Source organism: Paenibacillus sp. R-74696, from assembly GCF_055814915.1.
The window spans coordinates 79,883-98,425 of sequence record NZ_JBPULM010000027.1 but is presented as its reverse complement, the minus strand read 5'-3'; the positions used below and the strand labels follow the sequence as shown (position 1 = coordinate 98,425).

The following is an 18,543-nucleotide window of genomic DNA, read 5'->3' as shown; positions in this document are numbered from 1 at the left end:
AAGATCCGAGGAGGAGATTAAAATGGCAGATTCATATTTAGGCGAAATCAGGCTGTTTGTCGGCAAGTATGCGCCAGTGGGCTGGGAGATGTGCAATGGGCAAGTGCTGAAGGTTCAGGATCATCAGGCGTTATTCACCCTTATCGGCGCAACCTACGGTGGGGACGGGCAAACAACGTTTGCCCTACCTGATTATCGAGGGCGCGTTCCCATTCATATGGGTACCAACTCAACAGGCAGTACATTTTCCCTAAAAGATAAAGGCGGGATGGAGACGGTCCAGCTGACGCAGGCACAGCTGCCAGCCCATACGCATATAGCGGCAGCCCAGCAGTCTGCGGGCGATGAGGCGTCGCCGATCGGCCATTTTTGGGCTGCGAGCACGGTCAAGCAATATTATGAAGGAACAGCAGCGCCGAACGCTGCAATGGAACAAGCGGCTTTGTCCTCAGAAGGTGGCAATCAGGCACATAACAATATGATGCCTTTCATGGCGCTAACTTATATTATTTGCATACAAGGCACCTACCCTATGATGGATCATTAAGCAATTCTAAGATCATCGATAATTAAGAGGAGGAAGGAATTATATGGAAGAATGGTTTCTTGGCGAAATACGTTTGTTTGCAATCGGCTACGCTCCCGCAGGCTGGGCTCAATGCAATGGACAAATGCTTAATGTGAGTGAGTACCAAGCTTTATTCTCGATTATTGGCAATAAATTCGGTGGGGATGGCAAAACCACTTTCCAACTGCCAAATCTGCAGGGAAGGGCTGCCATCAATCCAACAACAGACGAAGTATTCCCTGTATATTCGACCGGCGGAACAGAAACGCATGCCTTGACGATAAATGAAATTCCCCAACACACGCATTCGCTGTCTGCCAGCTCGGCCACCAGTACAAAAGGAGCGGCTGCCTCCAATGTATGGAGTGAAAGCAGCGCAAAGCCCTACAGCAACACGGCGGACGGTTACATGTCGCCTAAGGCAATCGGGATGACAGGCGCGGCACAGGCCCATTCCAATATGCAGCCCTACGCGGTCGCAAATTTTTGCATTGCAATTTCAGGTACTTATCCGCCGAAAAATTAATTAGAATCAGAAAGCGAGGCTTGACATGGACGCTTTTATTGGAGAAATTCGTTTATTTACAGGAAACTACGCTCCGGAGGGCTGGGCCTTTTGTCATGGACAGCAGGTTTCTCTCCCGCACAATCAAGTATTATACTCGGTATTAGGAGGTGCTTTTGGCACGGACAATAAAACGTATTTTACACTGCCTGATTTGCGGGGCCTCGTACCGATACATCAAGGCAGCGGAGCAGGTCTGACTCCGAGGCAGTGCTATGAAAAGGGCGGCAGCATGACAGAAACGATTACCACCTCTGAAATGCCAAATCATACACATCAGCTGAATGCTCATACAACGGGCAATACGATGGATGCATCCAATAATATATGGGCGACTACACCGCGCGGTACTACAGTTAGTGTGTATAATGAGGAACAACCGGATGCGAGCATGCATCCGAACGCTATAACTGCAAGCGGAGGGTCTCAAGCGCACAATAATATGCAGCCATACTTGGCGATCAATTACATTATCTGTATGACGGATGGCATTTATCCGGTTAAAAACCAGTAGTAGCGGAGAATAGAATGGAAAAAGAAGCGGCCCCACACAAACGCGCTGGCGAATGTGCGGACCGCTTCTTTTCATGATAAATGCCAGAAGGAGTCATGCTGCTTCCCTTAAGCCATTGTCTGCGAAAGCACAATGCCGCCGTAAGCGAAGGCTACGCAGATGACAATCGCTGGATGGATCTTCTTGCGCTCCATCGCCCAGTAGGCGACGGCAGCGATGGCGAGTGTCTGCCAGAGGCCAGCGGATTGCACAGCTGTGCTTGCCATTTGCCATGTGAGCAGCAGCATCATGATGGCGACAACGGGCTGAACGAGCAGCGTCATGCCTTTGACGATGGGAGACTGGCGATGCTTTTGCAGCAGCTTGAGCAGAAAAATCAGCGCCACAGCCGAAGGGATAATCGTTGCTGCAAGCGCGATTGCCATGCCCGGAATGCCGAATACATCGTATCCGACAAATGCGGCAATTTTGGTAGCAATCGGCCCGGGAAGGGCATTGCCAAGCGCAAGTATGTTTGAAAATTCAGCATCGGTTGACCACTGGTAACGATCCACAATCTCATGATACATAAGCGGAATGGAAGCAGGGCCGCCGCCATAGCCTAAAATATTTGCCAGAAAAAAACCAATAATTAAATCCAACCAATCCATAGTGTCTGCTCCTTATGCGCTCGCGCTCGTATTATTGCCTTTATCGCGCCGATTGTTTTTCCACTTCTTCACCCATGAGGCAGCTTTGAAATGCATCGCTCCATAGAGGAGGAAGGCGGCAATAACGACCGCGTCCTGAATATTCACAACCTGCAGGAGAAGAAAAGCGAGCGCACAGCTGATTAGTCCAGCTACCCAGCCCAGTCCCTTTACCGCACGGTTGCCGAACTCATAAGCCATCACGCCAAGCATGACCGCAATAACGGGTATGACCGCAGCGATCATGCCCTGCACAACAGCGGAGCCGCTTAGAATTTGTACAGCGGACAGCAAGGCGATCATCGCGATAGCCGAAGGCAAAATATGAGCAAGTACAGCGGCGAGCGCGCCCAGCCAGCCTTGCAGCCGATAGCCGAGATAAGCAGCCATTTTGGTCGCAATCGGTCCGGGCAAAGCATTGGCCAGCGCCAAAATTTCGCCAAACTCCTCATCGTTAATCCAATCATAGCGAGTCACAGCCTCATGTCGAATTAATGGAATAACGGAAGGGCCGCCGCCAAAGCCGAAAATGCCGGTTTTAAACATCGCCCAGGAAAGCTGTCCATATGCCTTGGTGCTTGTTGTCGTCTCCATTTTTACAGCCTCATTCCCATTCTACTTTTATAGCGATTGATTAAAACCTGGCAATCGACGCTCATGATGCCGGGCAGCGGATACAGTTTTTCCTTCAAAAATAATTCCATTTCCTGATTGCTGGTGAACAGGCCATGCATATGCAGCTTGCTGGGGCCTGTCATGTGATACAGACTGGTGACGACAGGCTCCTCGGATAAGCGATCTGCTACTTCATGCAGAAATTTAGGCTCCACCTCGACATTGAAAAAAGCCGATACCGTCACGCCAATCTTCTCCGGATTAATGACAGCTGTGAAGCGTTCAATGACGCCATGCTCCAGCAGGGTATTGATTCTGGCTTGCACCGCTACGCGTGATAGGCCGATATCCTTGGCTAAATCGGTGTAAGATATTCTCCCGTTAATATGCAGGGCGGCGATAATTTTACGATCAATATCGTCAATGGCGTGCTCCGCTTGGGCGGGCGGCATTTTGGATTGCATGTGAAAAGCTCCTTTTGCTCTATTGAGCTAAAATGTCAAAACGTATGTTATAAGTTTGATTAGATTACGATACGAATAAATATATAACCAAATTCGTTCCTTATCAATATAAATTTTGCTGATATTGGGCAAAAAGAATTTTCTAGTTGCCACTAGCCGAGCCGCCATGTTACTTTAATACTCAATAGAGTATGTCAGATAACTTGACTCAAAAGGATGAGATCGCATGAACAAGCCGATAACCGGCACGAAGGCCATGGTTGTAAGCCCGCATCATCTTGCTTCGGCAGCAGGGGCGCGAATACTAGAACAGGGTGGCAATGCCTTTGATGCAGCCGTTGCGGTCAGCGCTTGTCTGGCTGTTGTCTACCCGCATATGACAGGACTGGGCGGCGACTCGTTTTGGCTCACTTACGCACATAAGGAGCAGCAGGTGAGAGCCTATAATGCCAGCGGACGATCAGGCAGCCTCGCGACGCGCGAAGCTTATGCTGGCGAAGCTGCGATTCCGGTACGCGGTCCGCGCAGCGCCATTACGGTTCCGGGTATGGTTGACGGCTGGCATGCCGTGCACAGCCAATATGGGCGTCTGCCTTTTGCGCAGGTGCTCGGCATTGCCATTGGTTATGCAGAGGACGGCTTTCCGATGTCGCCGGACCAATATGAAAATACGGTGCAGCATGCGGAGATGCTGGCACAAGTTCCAGCAACTGCGGCGGTATATTTGCCGCAAGGGCGCGCAGTGCAGGCGGGGGAGCGGTTTGTGCAGCGCGACCTCGCGGCGAGTCTTCGCGCCATTGCGGAGCATGGGCGCGATGCTTTCTATAAAGGCGATATTGCGGAGCGGATCGCGTCTTATTTACAAGGCAGCGGCGGGCTGCTAACCAAGGAGGATTTTGCCGAGCATTCGGGTGAGTGGGTAACACCGCTTATGGGCTCCTATCGGGGACATGAGGTGTATCAGGTGCCGCCAAACTCACAAGGCTTTGTGGCGCTAATGGCGCTGCAAATGTTGGAAAACTATGATCTGAAAAGCTACGGGCATGGCTCATACACGTATTACCACCTCATGATTGAGGCGCTTAAGCTGGGCTTCCGCGACCGCAATTCATATTTGACGGACCCTGCTTTTGCGGAAATTCCGCTTGAGCGCCTGCTGAGCTCTACCTATGCAAAGGAGCTTGCAGCTTCTATTAAGCTGGATGAGGCCTGCTCTATCGATACGAAGCCTGTCGGCAATGATACGGCCTATGCGGCGGTAGTGGACGAAGAGGGCAACACGGTTTCCTTCATTCAGAGCTTGTATTTTGAGTTTGGCTCGGGTGTTGTAGCGGGGGATACGGGCATTTTGCTGCAAAATAGAGGGTCCTTCTTCTCGCTGGAGCCCCAGCACGTGAACCGTTTGGAGCCGCACAAGCGGACTTTCCATACGCTGATGCCGGCTATGGCATGCCTGAACGGCAAGCCAAGCCATCTGTTCGGCACACAGGGTGGCGAAGGTCAGCCCCAGACGCAGGTGGCAATACTTACGCGGATGATTGATTTTGGCATGAATCCGCAGCAGGCGGTGGATGAGCCCCGCTGGGTATGGGGCCGCACATGGGGGGCGCAAACGCAGGAACTGAAAGTAGAAAGTCGCATGGCAGGCGAGGTTATTGCACAGCTTGAGAAAGCTGGACATGATGTTCGCCGCATGAAGGCGTTCGATGGCATTATGGGCCATGCCCATGCCATTACGATTAGTCCGGATGGGGTCATTAACGGCGGAGCCGATCCACGCAGTGATGGCGCGGCTATCGGCTGGTAGGCAGGTAGTTAATGATACAGAATTAATGATACAGAAATGGGCCGTATCGCTAGAACAGCGGCAGAATCGCGGCAGAACAGGAGAGGCAGCAAGCATGCAGCATAAAATAAACGATACGTTTCACGCCTTTATAAAGCCGGAGCTCACGCTTCCAGCAACTCATAAGGGCATTCTAGACGGCCTTCGCTTTGCGGTTAAGGATGTGTTCGCGATAAAAGGGCATGCCAGCAGCGCTGGCAACCCTGACTGGCTGCGCACGCACGAAGCAGCGGATTATACCGCCTCATCGATTGAAAGACTGCTTGCTGCCGGAGCGACACTGACCGGAGCAGCCCATACCGATGAGCTGATGTACAGCATCAATGGGCAGAACGCCCATTACGGCACGCCGATTAATCCAGCTTCGCCAGACCGCATACCAGGCGGCTCGTCCAGTGGTTCCGCCGTGGCCGTAGCAGCGGGGGCGGTGGATTTTGCGCTCGGAACGGATACGGGCGGTTCGGTTCGCGTGCCCTCTGCCTACTGCGGCGTATATGGCTTTAGGCCGACGCATGGCGCAGTTGCGATGGATGGCGTCATTCCCCTGGCTCCGAGCTTTGATACGGTAGGCTGGATGGCGCAAGGCAGTGCGCTGCTGCTGAAGGTTGGCGAGCTGCTGCTCGCTGCGGACACAACGGAAACAATCGATGCAGCGGACGTATTGCCGTTCAGCCGCTTGCTGATCGGAGAAGACGCATGGAGCAAGGCGGAATCTGCCAGTGCAGTTCAGCTGAGACAGCTCGTTGCTGAACTGGAGCCAGCTATGGCAAGTGCCGAGCGGCTGACGCTAGCCCCTGAAGGACTGGAGCAGTGGCTGGAAGTATTCCGCACCATTCAAGGGCTGGAAATTTGGCAGTCGCATGGCGAGTGGATTACGCGCGAGCAGCCTGCTTTTGGCCCGGGTATAGCGCAGCGATTTCGCTGGGCGAGCACCTTGCAGAGCGAAGATAGCGAGGAAAAGGTAGAGGAGCGGAGCAGTATTCGTACCAAGCTGCATGAACTGCTCGGTACGGATAGCCTGCTCTTCATCCCAACCATTCCCGGAACGGCGCCAGACCGCGACATTAGCGGAGATGCGGCAGACAAGCAGCGTGCCTTAACGATGCAGCTTTGCTGTATAGCCGGCTTGTCGGGCTTGCCGCAGGTGACGATTCCGGTTGGCGAGGTGGATGGTGCGCCCATTGGCTTATCCATTATTGCAGGGGCAGGGCAGGATTTGAAGCTGCTCCGATGGATAGACAAGCATGCGAATTTATGGGAACGAAGCTGGAGACCTAGCAGCGGAAATGAAGGGGAGGTAGCAACATAGATGAAGCTGGTAACGATCCATTACGAGGGTATCGAGCAAGCGTGCATCAACCTTGACGATCGCTATGTGCTGCTCCATACGATTAATCAGTTGGAGCAGACAGAATGGGCCATCAATGTGTTTGATTTGCTGAAGGATGGTCAACTGGACGAGTTGACGGCATGGTATAGCGGGGTCGGTCGAGAAAAGCTCGGAGCGATGGAGTCTGTGCCCAAAGAAGCGATAATGCCTGCGCCATTATATCGCCATCCCCGCAAAATTTGGGGTATTGGCATGAATTATGTAAAAGAAACGGTTGAGCGCGAGAAATTATTCGCTGAAGCCGATCCCGTCAGTTTTATGAAGCCGGATACGTCGCTTATCGGTCCGAATATGGCGATCGAGCTGCCTGCCCAGCAGACGGAGCATGTAACGGCGGAGGCTGAGCTGGCGCTCATTATTGGACGTACTTGCAAAAACATAACCGAAGCCGAGGCGCTGGACTTCGTAGCAGGTTTTGCCGTATCCGTCGATGTAACGGCTGCGGATATTCATGCCAAGCATCAGCGTTTTCTGACGCGGGCCAAAAGCTTCGATACCTTTTTTGGCTTAGGCTCGGAGCTGATTACGCGTGATGAATTCGCGGATTTGCCTCAGCTGGCAGTGGAAACCTGGCACAATGGCGAGCTTGCCCATCGCAATGTGCTGGCTAATATGATTTACCAGCCAGCCTACCTCATAGCCTTTCATTCGCAGGTGATGACGCTGCTTCCCGGGGATGTCATTTTGACCGGGACGCCTGGCGCAGTCGTCCTTCGCGATGGCGACGTCATCGAGGCGCGAATTCCCGGCTTTGAGCCCCTGCTGCATCCGGTTAAGGCGGGCGTGCCGTTTTTTCACCCAGCCCAGCCTAGCTCGGTTCGACCCGATCTGGACTGAAGAGGCTGCCTTTTTCGACAACCTCTGAAACTTTCAGCAAACCTTCCATTTCATCTAAGATTTACTTTACCTTCGTAATTTAGCCTTAAGGTGGGAGTGGAAATCCGGTTTGAAGGAGGATGAATTGAAATGGGATGCGGCAACAGCGACGGTCAGGATTAGCAGTAAGGCATAAGTTAAGAAATAAATGAGCACATCATTCAATAGAAAACAAAGAAGCCGATACCTCTTTTTCAAAAAGAGATATCGGTTTCTTTGCTAAGTAGCTATTTTTAAACACATGGTCTGGTGTTGCGTATTAAGGAGAAGTTTATGCCATCTCATCCCGAATCGACTCAATCAAGCCTTTCAGCTTATTCGCCGACTTCTGGAACAGCGCCGTTTCTTCGTCGGACAGCGTTAGCTCCAGAACGTTGCGGATACCGGTGCGGTCAACGACACATGGAACGCCGATGTACACATCGGATACGCCGAGGTAGTTGTCGAGCAGGGTTGATACGTTCAGCACAGCGCCTTCATCCTGCAGAATAGCGGTGCAGATGCGGTCAAGCGCCAAAGCGATGGCGTAATACGTTGCGCCTTTTGCTTCGATAATTTGGTAAGCGGCATCGCGTGTGCCGGTGAAGATCCGGTCCTTCTGCTCGTCGTTCAGTCCAAGCTCCGTACCCGCAACGTTCGACAGGCTCCATACCGGCAGCTCGGAATCGCCATGCTCCCCGATAATCGGCGCGTGGACGCTGCGCGGATCAATGTTCAGCTCTTCGCCAATCAGATAGCGGAAGCGCGCACTGTCGAGCAGGGTACCCGAACCGATGACGCGGTTAACGGGCCAGCGTGATTTTCGCAGGGAGAAGTAGCTCATGACGTCTACAGGGTTCGAAGCAATCAGCAGAATGCCATCGTCATTATATTTCAAGACTTCATCAATAATTTGGTCGAAAATCGCAACATTGCGCTTCAGCAGCTGAATGCGCTCTTCGCCCGGACGCTGCGCTACACCCGCCGTAATAATAATGATGTCCGCGCCTTTGCAGTCCTCGTAAGTGCCCGCCCATACCTTCGTGCCGCCAAGGAACGGCATGCCGTGGTTCATGTCGAGCGCATCGCCGATCGCTTTTTTCTCATTGGCATCAATGAGCACCAGCTCATCCATGCGGTTGCGAAGCAGAAGCGTATAGGCGGTTGTCGAGCCTACAGCCCCAGCGCCAATGACAACAATTCTTGATTTTTTCATATCCGATCTCTCCCCGTCTAATGGTGTACTTACTCTTGCGTGTGATCCTCTTTGTCGAAATAAGGCTTGTTCACGAAATAATACATATATGCCATTAAAACGCCGCCGCCAATCAGATTGCCGAGTGTGACAGGCACAAGATTGTGAATGACGCCGCCGTAAGTAATCGTGTCTGGATGGTCGACGACTAGTGCGATGGCGAAGGTGCACATGTTGGCAATGCTATGCTCGTAGCCCGAAATAAAGAAGCAGAAGACGAACAGCATCATCGAAAACATTTTTGCCCCGTCATGCTTCATGCCCATCGGAATGAAAAAGGCGAGACAGACAAGCCAGTTACATAAAATCGCCCGGAAAAACAGCTCCATTGACGACGTATGCATTTTTGCTTCGACCACGCTGAGCAGGAACGTATTGACCTTCTCGCTGTCGAACAGTCCGGTTGTCATAATGAGCAGCGCGAACACGGCTGCGCCTAGCAGGTTGCCACCGTAGCTTGTCAGCCACATTTTGATAGCGTCGGTCCATTTGAGCTTGCGCCGGAGCGCGGTAAACGAATAATAAAACGTATTGCCGGTAAACAAGTCGCCGCCACCGTATGCGATGAGAATAATAGCAGCTCCGAACGTAAGCGCGGCCATCGGATAAGCGAGTGGAGAATGCTCGGCGTAAAAAAAGTTACCCGTCTTGAAGGCGACGATAACGCCAAAGCCGATGAACATGCTGGCGAGCATGGACCTGGAAATATAGCGAATGCGGCTTTGCTTAAAAATCATATGCTTCTTCTGTGCGAGCTGCTCGACTTTGCGTAGCGCTTCTGTTTCCATGAGCCATCACTCCTCTTGCTGCTTACTGAGGTTAGAATAACACAGAGAGGCGCAATCGATTGTGACATTCATCACAGGTTACTGCGCAAATTGTTACAGAATAAGGGATTTTGGGCCATTTGGACAACTACTGAGCTAATGATTATTCCTGTAATGGCAAAAATTAGGTAGTCTTTTGGTAGATGCAAACGGAGGTGCACATCTATTTGCATAAAAGTAGAGGCATATAAGGATGAGGCTTCACCACAACCAAATTAAATGGAATAAAGGAGAGTTTATTCGATGAAAAAATGGATCGGTGCTCTATTGTCTTTGGCCCTTATTATTGCAATTGCTGGTGTGCAGCCTGCCCCTGTAGCGGCGGCTGAAGTTGTAAACGCTACCATTATTGTACCTAAAAATACAACCTACAATGGTCAAGGCAAAGTTTTTGTAGCGAACCCGAGCACGCTCGGTGATGGCAGCCAAGCGGAAAATCAAAAGCCAGTATTTCGTCTGGAGGCAGGCGCAACGCTGAAAAATGTTATTATCGGCGCCCCAGCTGCAGACGGCGTTCACTGCTATGGCAGCTGTAATATTGAGAATGTGACTTGGCAGGATGTAGGCGAGGACGCTTTGACGCTAAAATCTTCCGGTACGGTTAATATTACAGGCGGCGGCGCATATAAAGCCTATGACAAGGTGTTTCAAATGAATGCATCCGGCACAATTAATATTAAAAATTTCAAGGCCAATGACATCGGCAAGCTCGTTCGTCAAAATGGCGGCACATCCTATGCGGTTTCCATGAATGTTTCAAATAGCGATATTTCCAAGGTAAAGGATTCAATTTTGCGCACCGACAGCAGCTCGACAACGGGCAAAATCACTAACACGCGTTATTCCAACGTACCAACGCTGTTCAAAGGCTTTGCTTCCGGCAAAACCAGCCAATCTGGAAACACGGCTTATTAGGAACTCCTTTCAGCTGGAGCGTTGTGGCAGCCCGCTTAAGGCTGCTGCAACACTCCATCAGCTCGAAAAGATGACCGCCCCCCGTAAGTAAGCCTGTTTATACATCTTTAACAGGGTCTGTGCCGAGATTAGGCGGCATGGGCTCTGTTTCCCATTTTGCAACAATTAACATATCTATATGCCGGGCGGAGCGCAGCATATCATGCACAATCGTTTGGCGGAAGAGCATCTGCCACGGCTTCCTGCGCGACTGCCCAATAATGAGCTGAGTTGCTTGCAGGGCGTTCATTTTTTGCAGCAAAATCCCGCTAATCTCTTGGCGTTTGTTCGCAACACTTACGGCTAGTTGACCTCCAAGCCGCTCGCATAGCTGCCGTAGTGTTTGGAGCCGCTTTTGCTGCGTCTCGGTTTGCTGGATCTTCCTGCTGTGCACATAGTGGACATGCCATTCTGCCTTCAAGCGGTGAGCGATGCGAAAGCCGCGGCGAATAAGCCTTTCCGCCTGATCACCCAAATCGATGCATACAAAAATCACCTCGCGCTTGCGCCAAGGTCCCCGAAGCGAAGGTCCGCGTTTCCATGACTCCAGCCGTTCATCAACATCATCTGCAATTTCGCGCAGTGCCAGCTCCCGCAAGGCAATCAAATTTCCGATTTTGAAAAAAGAGCCCAGCGCCTGCTCAACCTTTTCCAGCTTGTAAATTTTACCTTCACGCATGCGCTGCGCCAGCATTTGGGGCGTAACGTCAATGAGCTCAATTTCAGTAGCCATTTGTAAAATCGCATCCGGCACCGTTTCTCTCACCCGTACACCAGTCAGCTGCTCAACCGCATCATTCAAGCTTTCAACATGCTGCACGTTGACGGTGGAAATAACGGAAATCCCGTTTTCCAGCAGCAGCAAAATATCTTCGTACCTTTTCTTAAGCTTACTCCCCGGCACATTCGTATGGGCAAGCTCATCGACAAGCACAACCTCGGGGCGGCGAGCGATAAGAGCCGCTGTGTCCATTTCCTCAAGCCTGACTGCCCCGTAGGGAATAGCTGCTCGGGGCAAAATCGACAAGCCGCCGACCTGCTCCGCCGTTTCCTTGCGTCCATGCGTTTCCAGCCAGCCGATGACGACATCCACGCCTTTGCGCTTAAGAATGTTGCCTTCCTGGAGCATTTTGTACGTTTTCCCGACGCCGGGAGCGGCACCGATATAAATTTTGAACGTGCCCTGGCGCATGAGCTGCGCTTGTTCCTCTATTTCGCGGGTATTCAGCCGGTGAAAAAGCGCCTCCTGCCCGCCCCAGCGGGTTTTAACGGGCAAAATTCGTTCTCCCTCATGCTCCGCCTGATCCGTCATCACAAACACGTCGATGTTCCGTATTTTTCGGAGCACGCGGTTGACGATGGAGCCTTGCAAACGCTCCTGCCGTGCTTTTTTCTTGGAATGGCCCATCACAATGCGCGTTGCATGCTGCCGCGTTGCATATTCTACAAGTGCGGAGGGTAGCTTGCGCGCATGCGTTAGAGGGAGCTCCTCGAACGTGCCGCCGACTTTCGCCACCAGTTTTTGCATCGAGCGTTTGATCGTTTGCTGCTCCCTCAGCAGGCTGCGGCCCGGCAGCCGAAAGGTGACGACGGCGAGCTCGCCGTGCAGCCGCTTGGCAATTTGCTGGCCTCGGCGCACATATAGGGAGCCATTGAAGTGATATTGCGCCGAAACGACAATCCGCTCGGCAACTCCTGACGGGCCGCTTAAGCCCAGCGCTTCGCGATGTTTTTCCAGCGTTTCGTGAACACCCTCCGCCATGAGGCAGAGCGCGACTTCGCGCAGGACAGCCAGATTGCCGCGCAGCCGCATAGCCGGATGGAGAGGGCTGCCGAGCAGCCCCTCTTCCATCCGGCTCAGCATCGTCTCAGGAGATACATCAATGAGGCGAACCTCATCGGCCCATTCCAGCGTATCCGCCGGGACCGTCTCCTCCGCGCGAATGCCCGTCATTTTGAAAATAACCCCGTCCTCGCCCTCAAGCTCGTACACGTTAATCGTCGTAATGATGCTGATGCCATGCTCCAGCAAATATTGAATGTCCTCCAGTCGCGTCTGGAAGCGGGCGCACATACGGTTGCGATGGGCGAGGCCATCGACGAGCACGACCTCCGGGTTGCGGGCAAGCAGCGCCTCCAGCGGCAAATCCTGCTGCTCCTTGCCATCGCGCTGCCACTTAATGCTGGGGACCTGCTCCAGCTCGGACTCAAGCAACGTTTGATTCCTATCCGTAGGCGGATTCGGCGTTAATACGCAAAGGACGACATCAATGCCCTGCTGCTTCAGAAGCCTGCTTTCCTGCAGCAGATGATACGTTTTTCCGGAGCCCGCGACCGAGCCGATGATGATTTTCAGGCGTCCTTTATGCAGCCGGGAGATAGAAGCCAATATCTCCTCCGGCGTCTTGCGTTGATACGGTGGCATCCTGCTCCCGCCTTCTCTTTTATTTGCCGATTCGTGTGGATAAAGCCAGATTCAACTCCAACACATTGATGCGTTGGTCACCGAAGAGGCCGAGCGCGCGGCCTTTCGTATGCTTTTTAACAAGTGCTTCCAGCTTGGAAGTGGGCAGGCCTGTCAGCCTGCTGATCCTTGGCACCTGCACGAGCGCCGACTGCGGGGTAATATCCGGGTCAAGCCCAGAGCCGGAGTTGCTGATTAACGCTACGGGCAGCTGCTCCAGCGGAACGCCCGGATTATCCTGCTGCCACTGGGCGATAGATGCTTTCATGCGCTCTAGCAGCTCCGGATTGGAGGGGGCATAGTTATTAGAGCCGGAGGCCTCCGCCTTATAATCTATGCTCGATACCCGCCCCTGAAAATAGCGCTGATCGCTGAAAGGCTGACCGATCAGCGACGAACCAACGACGCTGCCTGTGCTATCCTTGAGCAGGCTGCCATTTGCCTGAGCTGGGAACAGCAGCTGCGCGGCTCCCGTGCTCACAAGCGGATACACGACACCGCAAAGAAGCAGGAACAGCAGGCTGGCGCGCAGCGATACCCCGATTACGGAGAAGGAAGAGGGCCCCGCTGATAAAGAAGAAGCAGATGACATAGATGGCAATGGACGTTTTCTTTTTAAAATAGCATGCATAGCACAATTCCCTTCTTTCTAATTAGCAGTTCGTTTCATTAAAATGCCGCAGCCCATTTGGGCACCATTAAATCCAAATATGAACCATCATGTCGATGAGCTTGATGCCGATGAACGGCGCGATCATGCCGCCGAGTCCGTAAATGAGCAGATTGCGGCTGAGTAGGCGGGCGGCGCTGAGCGGACGGTAGGTGACGCCCTTCAACGCTAGCGGAATGAGCAGCGGAATAATGATCGCATTAAAGATGAGCGCGGACAAAATCGCCGACAGCGGCGAGCCGAGCTGCATCACATTCAGCGCCTGCATTTGCGGAATCGCCAGCATAAACATCGCTGGAATGATGGCGAAATATTTGGCAACGTCATTGGCAATGCTGAAGGTCGTGAGCGCGCCGCGCGTCATAAGCAGCTGCTTGCCGATCGATACGACCTCAATAATTTTAGATGGATCGGAATCCAAATCAACCATATTGGCAGCTTCCTTGGCGGCCGTCGTGCCGCTGTTCATCGCCAGGCCGACATCGGCCTGCGCGAGTGCGGGCGCATCATTCGTTCCGTCTCCCGTCATGGCGACCAGCTTGCCTTCCGCCTGCTCGCGGCGGATGACAGCGATTTTATCCTCCGGCTTGCTTTCGGCAATAAAATCGTCAACGCCTGCTTCTCTAGCGATAGTTGCCGCTGTAAACGGATTGTCGCCCGTACACATAATGGTTTTGATGCCCATCGCTCGCAGTTGGTCGAACCGTTCCTTCATGCCCGGCTTGACCGTATCCTTCAAATAAATCAAGCCGAATATGTGCTGATCGACGGCGATGGCAAGTGGAGTGCCGCCTTCCTTGGCAATCCGTTCGGTCTCCTGAGCCAGATCAGCGGGTATTTCTCCTCCTTGGGCAAGCACCCACCCGCGAATCGCTTCAACGGCTCCTTTGCGCACGAGCCGTCCATCGGCCAAATCGATGCCGCTCATGCGCGTCTCGGCCTGAAAAGGAACGAATTGTCCGTTTTCGCCAAGCGCGGCATCATAGGTTTTGTTGTGCTTTTTCATCCATTCCAGCACCGAGCGTCCTTCTGGCGTTTCATCTTGCAGGGAAGAAATAGCGGCCCATGCCGCTGTTTCATCTGCTCCAGCGGCGCCCACCGGATTAATTTCGCTAGCCATCCGATTGCCGAAGGTGATCGTCCCGGTTTTATCCAAAATCATCGTATTGATGTCGCCAGCTGCTTCGACCGCCTTTCCGGACATCGCCAGCACATTGAACTGGGTGACGCGGTCCATGCCCGCAATGCCGATGGCGGACAGCAGGCCGCCAATCGTCGTCGGAATGAGGCAGACGAGCAGGGCGATAAGAACGGGAATTTCTAGATTGATTCCCACATAAGCGACAATTGGGCCAAGCGTGACGACGACGATGAGGAAAATAATTGTCAGGCTGATGAGCAGCGTGTTCAGGGCGATTTCATTCGGCGTTTTTTGCCGCTTTGCCCCTTCGACGAGAGCGATCATCCGATCGATAAACGTTTCGCCAGGCTCACTCGTGATTCGCATTTTGATGCGATCGCTGATCACCCGCGTCCCGCCCGTCACGGAGTCGAAATCGCCGCCGGCCTCCTTGATGACGGGTGCTGATTCGCCGGTAATAGCCGATTCATCGACGGAAGCGAGGCCTTCAATGACCTCGCCGTCTCCGGGAATCATTTCTCCTTGCGAGACGATGACGATATCCCCTTTGCGCAGCTCCGTGGAAGGGACAATTTGAATGCTGTCGCCTAGCAGCTTATTCGCCATCATTTCCTGCTTTGATTTTTTCAACGAGCCGGCCTGCGCTTTGCCGCGGCCTTCTGCTAACGCCTCGGCAAAATTGGCGAACAGCACCGTAAACAGCAAAATAATGAAGACAGTCAAATTGAAGCCGATGCGTTCCTGCGAGTCGAAGTAGCCTGGAAATACGGTCATGAGCAGAACGATCAGCGTTCCAATCTCCACAACGAACATGACCGGATTTTTTATCATATGAACCGGATTCAGCTTGAGGAGGCTCATCTTCAGCGCCTCGGTCAGAAGCGACCTTGGGAATCGTTTTTTAGCACGGTGGTCATTCATAACGCTTACCCCTCATTTCCCTTTAACGGATCGTTAAAAACTCGGCAATTGGCCCTGTGACAATAACGGGCAGAAACGTGAGCGCACCGATCAAAATAACGACGCCCATTAGCATAACCGCAAATAGCGAATTGTCCGTGCGGAACGTGCCAATCGTTTCTGGTACCCACTGCTTGCGGCTAAGTGAGCCGGCTACAGCCAGCAGCGCAATCATCGACATATATCTGCCGAAAAACATCACGAGTCCGGTCGTTATATTCCAGAAAGGCGTATTGTCGGCAAGCCCCTCAAACCCGGAGCCATTGTTGGCGGCCGAGGACGTAAATTCATACAGCACCTGCGTAATGCCATGAAATCCCGAATTGGATATAGCGCCTTGCCCCAGATCGGTTAGAAAAGCTGCCGCCGTTGGCGCGAGTATAATAAACGGATGCACGAGAATGGCGATGGCAATGAGCTTCATTTCGCGCGGCTCTATTTTTCGCCCCAGAAACTCTGGTGTCCGTCCGACCATGAGCCCGCAAATGAACACCGTCAGCATCGCATACATCAGCATATTGACGAGCCCGACACCTTTGCCGCCGAAGACGACGTTCAGCATCATTTGAGCAAGGGGAACGAGTCCGCCAAGCGGAGTGAGCGTATCGTGCATTGAATTGACCGAGCCGGTCGTGGCTGCCGTCGTCACCGTCGTGAACAGCGCGGACTGGGCAATGCCGAAGCGAACCTCCTTGCCCTCCATGCTGCCTTGCGAAGCGTCGATGCCGAGTGTGGCGATCAGCGGGTTGCCGCTTTTTTCAGCCGTATAGGAAATCGTAAGAAAGATCAGAAACAGCGCCATCATCGCCGAAAAAATAACCCAGCCCTGCTTGCTGCTTTTCGCAAACCGGCCGTACATGAAGGGCAGTGCGGCAGGCAGCGCCCACATGGACAAAATCTCAATGACATTCGTCAGTGGACTAGGATTTTCGAACGGATGGGCGGAGTTGGCTCCGAAAAAACCGCCGCCATTCGTGCCAAGATGCTTAATCGACTCCAGCGACGCAACTGGCCCGATGGCGATATGCTGAACCGCGCCCGTTAGCGTCGTAACGGTCAAGGTGGGGCTAAGCGTTTGAGGCACTTGCAGCGCCACAAGCAGCAGCGTAATGACAATTGCCAGCGGGAAGAAAATCCGCGTATGCGCTTTGACGAAATCCTCGAAAAAGTTGCCGAGCGTTCCGCCCTTGCTCGTAATGCCGCGCACGAAAGCGACGGCAACGGAAAAGCCGGTGGCGGCTGATGTAAACATCATCATCGTAATGACCGCCGTTTGCGCAAAATACGTCAGCCCTGATTCGCCGCTGTAATGCTGGAGATTCGTATTGGTCATAAAGCTGATGACCGTATTTAGGACGAGCGTAGGCTCCATGCTGCTGATCCCGTTCGGATTAAGCGGCAGGCCGCTTTGCAGTCGCAGCAGCACGTAGCTAATAGCAACGAGTATGAAATTGAGTGTAATAAAGCTGAGTGCATATTTTTTCCAGGTCATGCCTTGGCGATTTTCGAGTCCGATCACGGAATAAATGACCGCTTCGACTCGTCCAAACAGCTTGTCGGTACGGTTCGGAGCGTTTGAAAACACGGAATATAAATAATGCCCAAGCGGCTTTGCGATCAGCATGATCATACCGATGACTACCGCCATTTGCAGGACGTCCACAGCTGTTCCTCCCTTGCTATCAATGAATGATGAAACGTTATTTGCTAAAATTTCTCCGGATGAAGCAAGGCGTAGACAAGATACACCAGCAAAGCTCCTGTAACGAGCAATATGACAATCATCCCCGTTCCTCCGTTTCGCTAATGGACCGATCGCACCAGCGTATAAATCCGGCAATCAGCCCGAAAGCTGCGATTAAGGTCAAAGCCATTCCGATATCCAGCATAGCTGCAGCGCTCCTTATTTCGTTTTGTTCCTAGTTATTTTGGGAAAAAAGGCAACAAAAAAGAAGCCTTGGGCAAAGAGGACTCTTCACCCGCAGCTTCCTTCATCCGGGCATCATACGCCCCTGATTCGCCTGCGATTAGTGTAAGTGTGGCCTCTCCCGTTGACGCTTGCGAGGTTAGCTGTCGGATTCGGGCGCGAGAGACGCCCTACGCTTGGCACTTATCGTGCCCTTGCGATTCACCCCGTGACGCTTCCTGCCATCGTCCATTGGACAACGACAGAGAGCCGTCGATGGTTCCCCCGTTTCTGCGGCAGTGCAGAACTCAGCGATTGAAACAAAATATCTGCCGATGTTGCGAGTGCTATTTTCATAAAAAGACAACAAAAAACCACAGAGGCGTATGACGCTCTGTGGCCTAATTTATAAGGTCACAATCGTTCACCATTCCTCTCTACACCTGCGCTTACGAGGTTAGCTGTCGGATTCGGGCGGTGAGAGTCGCCCTACATTTGCCTGGAGTTTCATGATACTCCTGCAAACGATTCACCCCTGCGCTACCGGCCTCCGACTCTCACATCGGACACTTGCAGTGCGTTTGGTTCCCCCGCTCTTCGCCTAATGCGCGAAGACTCAGCGATCAAGCAAAAACGACTTCGTCGTCCTTCTGGGACGAGCGAAGAGCTTTGCCCTTAGAAATATAAGCCTATTTATAAGTGCAAAACTTATAAATTCTTATATTTCAAAAAAGGTTCAATCATGTTATGAATCATACTCCCCCGCCGCGAGTGCTGTAAAGGAAGCTTACGCCGCAAAAGAGAGCGAATGCAGCGGATTAGACTGATTTTAAACGCTTACAGTGAGAGTTATCTTTAGC

17 protein-coding genes and 2 riboswitches are annotated in these 18,543 nt (G+C 52.5%); of the genes, 7 read left to right on the top strand and 10 right to left on the bottom strand.

Translation table 11 applies throughout. The features are described from left to right. Positions 1-22: 22 nt before the first annotated feature. The 3 genes from ACSR9A_RS10810 to ACSR9A_RS10800 are packed head-to-tail and all read left to right on the top strand — an operon-like array spanning position 23 to position 1,647. A complete protein-coding gene (locus ACSR9A_RS10810) occupies positions 23-547 on the top strand; it encodes a phage tail protein (protein ID WP_473757241.1) in 525 nt (174 codons plus the stop codon). A 43-nt stretch (positions 548-590) separates the two neighbouring features. Further along, positions 591-1,094: a phage tail protein gene (locus ACSR9A_RS10805; RefSeq protein ID WP_473757240.1), complete on the top strand. Its 504-nt coding sequence runs from the start codon at positions 591-593 to the stop codon at positions 1,092-1,094. Positions 1,095-1,119: 25 nt separating this feature from the next. After that, positions 1,120-1,647: a phage tail protein gene (locus tag ACSR9A_RS10800; RefSeq protein WP_473757239.1), complete on the top strand. Its 528-nt coding sequence runs from the start codon at positions 1,120-1,122 to the stop codon at positions 1,645-1,647. A 107-nt stretch (positions 1,648-1,754) separates the two neighbouring features. On the opposite strand, the gene chrA is transcribed toward ACSR9A_RS10800, so the two are convergent. From chrA to chrS, 3 genes are read right to left on the bottom strand one after another with little or no spacing between them, the layout of a single operon-like run. Beyond that, positions 1,755-2,297, bottom strand: a complete 543-nt coding sequence (gene chrA / locus ACSR9A_RS10795; RefSeq protein ID WP_473757237.1) for a chromate efflux transporter ChrA — start codon at positions 2,295-2,297, stop codon at positions 1,755-1,757. Between the two features lie 12 nt (positions 2,298-2,309). After that, positions 2,310-2,930, bottom strand: a complete 621-nt coding sequence (chrB, locus tag ACSR9A_RS10790) for a chromate efflux transporter ChrB (protein ID WP_473757235.1) — start codon at positions 2,928-2,930, stop codon at positions 2,310-2,312. 2 nt (positions 2,931-2,932) lie between these two features. Continuing rightward, the gene (gene chrS / locus ACSR9A_RS10785) at positions 2,933-3,415 is read right to left on the bottom strand and encodes a chromate efflux transcriptional regulator ChrS (RefSeq protein WP_473757233.1); all 483 of its coding nucleotides are present in this window, start codon (positions 3,413-3,415) and stop codon (positions 2,933-2,935) included. Positions 3,416-3,641: 226 nt separating this feature from the next. On the opposite strand from chrS, the gene ggt reads away from it, so the two are divergent. Genes ggt through ACSR9A_RS10770 form a run of 3 tightly spaced genes read left to right on the top strand, consistent with a single transcriptional unit; the run spans position 3,642 to position 7,488 of the window. Next, positions 3,642-5,222, top strand: coding sequence for a gamma-glutamyltransferase (gene ggt / locus ACSR9A_RS10780; protein ID WP_473757231.1), 1,581 nt, complete (start codon positions 3,642-3,644; stop codon positions 5,220-5,222). Then, entirely contained in the window at positions 5,143-6,570 is a 1,428-nt protein-coding gene (locus ACSR9A_RS10775; RefSeq protein WP_473757229.1) for an amidase, read from the top strand. The genes ggt and ACSR9A_RS10775 overlap by 80 nt, the downstream gene beginning before the upstream one ends. Next, positions 6,571-7,488, top strand: a complete 918-nt coding sequence (locus ACSR9A_RS10770; RefSeq protein WP_473757227.1) for a fumarylacetoacetate hydrolase family protein — start codon at positions 6,571-6,573, stop codon at positions 7,486-7,488. 310 nt (positions 7,489-7,798) lie between these two features. Here the strand turns inward: ACSR9A_RS10770 and ACSR9A_RS10765 are convergent, their stop codons facing one another. Together ACSR9A_RS10765 and ACSR9A_RS10760 are read right to left on the bottom strand one after the other, a co-directional pair. Then, positions 7,799-8,722: an L-lactate dehydrogenase gene (locus ACSR9A_RS10765; RefSeq protein WP_341280015.1), complete on the bottom strand. Its 924-nt coding sequence runs from the start codon at positions 8,720-8,722 to the stop codon at positions 7,799-7,801. 29 nt (positions 8,723-8,751) lie between these two features. Then, a complete protein-coding gene (locus ACSR9A_RS10760) occupies positions 8,752-9,549 on the bottom strand; it encodes a formate/nitrite transporter family protein (protein WP_341280014.1) in 798 nt (265 codons plus the stop codon). Between the two features lie 282 nt (positions 9,550-9,831). Here ACSR9A_RS10760 and ACSR9A_RS10755 point away from each other — a divergent pair, with 282 nt between their 5' ends. Next, positions 9,832-10,503 carry a pectate lyase gene (locus ACSR9A_RS10755; protein WP_473757224.1) on the top strand — a complete coding sequence of 224 codons (672 nt, stop codon included), beginning with the start codon at positions 9,832-9,834 and terminating at the stop codon, positions 10,501-10,503. Between the two features lie 97 nt (positions 10,504-10,600). Here ACSR9A_RS10755 and ACSR9A_RS10750 read toward each other — a convergent pair whose 3' ends face one another. From ACSR9A_RS10750 to kdpF, 5 genes are all read right to left on the bottom strand, one after another. Continuing rightward, positions 10,601-12,967, bottom strand: a complete 2,367-nt coding sequence (locus tag ACSR9A_RS10750) for a histidine kinase (protein ID WP_473757222.1) — start codon at positions 12,965-12,967, stop codon at positions 10,601-10,603. Between the two features lie 19 nt (positions 12,968-12,986). Then, a complete protein-coding gene (gene kdpC / locus ACSR9A_RS10745) occupies positions 12,987-13,598 on the bottom strand; it encodes a potassium-transporting ATPase subunit KdpC (RefSeq protein WP_473757287.1) in 612 nt (203 codons plus the stop codon). Positions 13,599-13,704: 106 nt separating this feature from the next. Further along, positions 13,705-15,738: a potassium-transporting ATPase subunit KdpB gene (gene kdpB / locus ACSR9A_RS10740; protein ID WP_473757220.1), complete on the bottom strand. Its 2,034-nt coding sequence runs from the start codon at positions 15,736-15,738 to the stop codon at positions 13,705-13,707. A 22-nt stretch (positions 15,739-15,760) separates the two neighbouring features. Then, positions 15,761-17,440: a potassium-transporting ATPase subunit KdpA gene (kdpA, locus tag ACSR9A_RS10735; RefSeq protein ID WP_473757218.1), complete on the bottom strand. Its 1,680-nt coding sequence runs from the start codon at positions 17,438-17,440 to the stop codon at positions 15,761-15,763. A 44-nt stretch (positions 17,441-17,484) separates the two neighbouring features. Then, positions 17,485-17,562 (bottom strand): K(+)-transporting ATPase subunit F, encoded by a 78-nt coding sequence (gene kdpF, locus ACSR9A_RS10730; RefSeq protein ID WP_081418871.1) that lies wholly within the window; start codon positions 17,560-17,562, stop codon positions 17,485-17,487. Positions 17,563-17,817: 255 nt separating this feature from the next. Continuing rightward, a riboswitch (cyclic di-AMP (ydaO/yuaA leader) is annotated at positions 17,818-18,007 on the bottom strand. Positions 18,008-18,114: 107 nt separating this feature from the next. Beyond that, positions 18,115-18,315: riboswitch (cyclic di-AMP (ydaO/yuaA leader) on the bottom strand. Positions 18,316-18,543: the final 228 nt, after the last annotated feature.

Bases quoted from the DNA above. Each gene is read 5' to 3' on its own strand.
- ACSR9A_RS10810 (WP_473757241.1), top strand. From the start codon at position 23: ATGGCAGATTCATATTTAGGCGAAATCAGGCTGTTTGTCGGCAAGTAT.
- ACSR9A_RS10805 (WP_473757240.1), top strand. From the start codon at position 591: ATGGAAGAATGGTTTCTTGGCGAAATACGTTTGTTTGCAATCGGCTAC.
- ACSR9A_RS10800 (WP_473757239.1), top strand. From the start codon at position 1,120: ATGGACGCTTTTATTGGAGAAATTCGTTTATTTACAGGAAACTACGCT.
- chrA (WP_473757237.1), bottom strand. From the start codon at position 2,297: ATGGATTGGTTGGATTTAATTATTGGTTTTTTTCTGGCAAATATTTTA.
- chrB (WP_473757235.1), bottom strand. From the start codon at position 2,930: ATGGAGACGACAACAAGCACCAAGGCATATGGACAGCTTTCCTGGGCG.
- chrS (WP_473757233.1), bottom strand. From the start codon at position 3,415: ATGCAATCCAAAATGCCGCCCGCCCAAGCGGAGCACGCCATTGACGAT.
- ggt (WP_473757231.1), top strand. From the start codon at position 3,642: ATGAACAAGCCGATAACCGGCACGAAGGCCATGGTTGTAAGCCCGCAT.
- ACSR9A_RS10775 (WP_473757229.1), top strand. From the start codon at position 5,143: ATGCCATTACGATTAGTCCGGATGGGGTCATTAACGGCGGAGCCGATC.
- ACSR9A_RS10770 (WP_473757227.1), top strand. From the start codon at position 6,571: ATGAAGCTGGTAACGATCCATTACGAGGGTATCGAGCAAGCGTGCATC.
- ACSR9A_RS10765 (WP_341280015.1), bottom strand. From the start codon at position 8,722: ATGAAAAAATCAAGAATTGTTGTCATTGGCGCTGGGGCTGTAGGCTCG.
- ACSR9A_RS10760 (WP_341280014.1), bottom strand. From the start codon at position 9,549: ATGGAAACAGAAGCGCTACGCAAAGTCGAGCAGCTCGCACAGAAGAAG.
- ACSR9A_RS10755 (WP_473757224.1), top strand. From the start codon at position 9,832: ATGAAAAAATGGATCGGTGCTCTATTGTCTTTGGCCCTTATTATTGCA.
- ACSR9A_RS10750 (WP_473757222.1), bottom strand. From the start codon at position 12,967: ATGCCACCGTATCAACGCAAGACGCCGGAGGAGATATTGGCTTCTATC.
- kdpC (WP_473757287.1), bottom strand. From the start codon at position 13,598: ATGTCATCTGCTTCTTCTTTATCAGCGGGGCCCTCTTCCTTCTCCGTA.
- kdpB (WP_473757220.1), bottom strand. From the start codon at position 15,738: ATGAATGACCACCGTGCTAAAAAACGATTCCCAAGGTCGCTTCTGACC.
- kdpF (WP_081418871.1), bottom strand. From the start codon at position 17,562: ATGATTGTCATATTGCTCGTTACAGGAGCTTTGCTGGTGTATCTTGTC.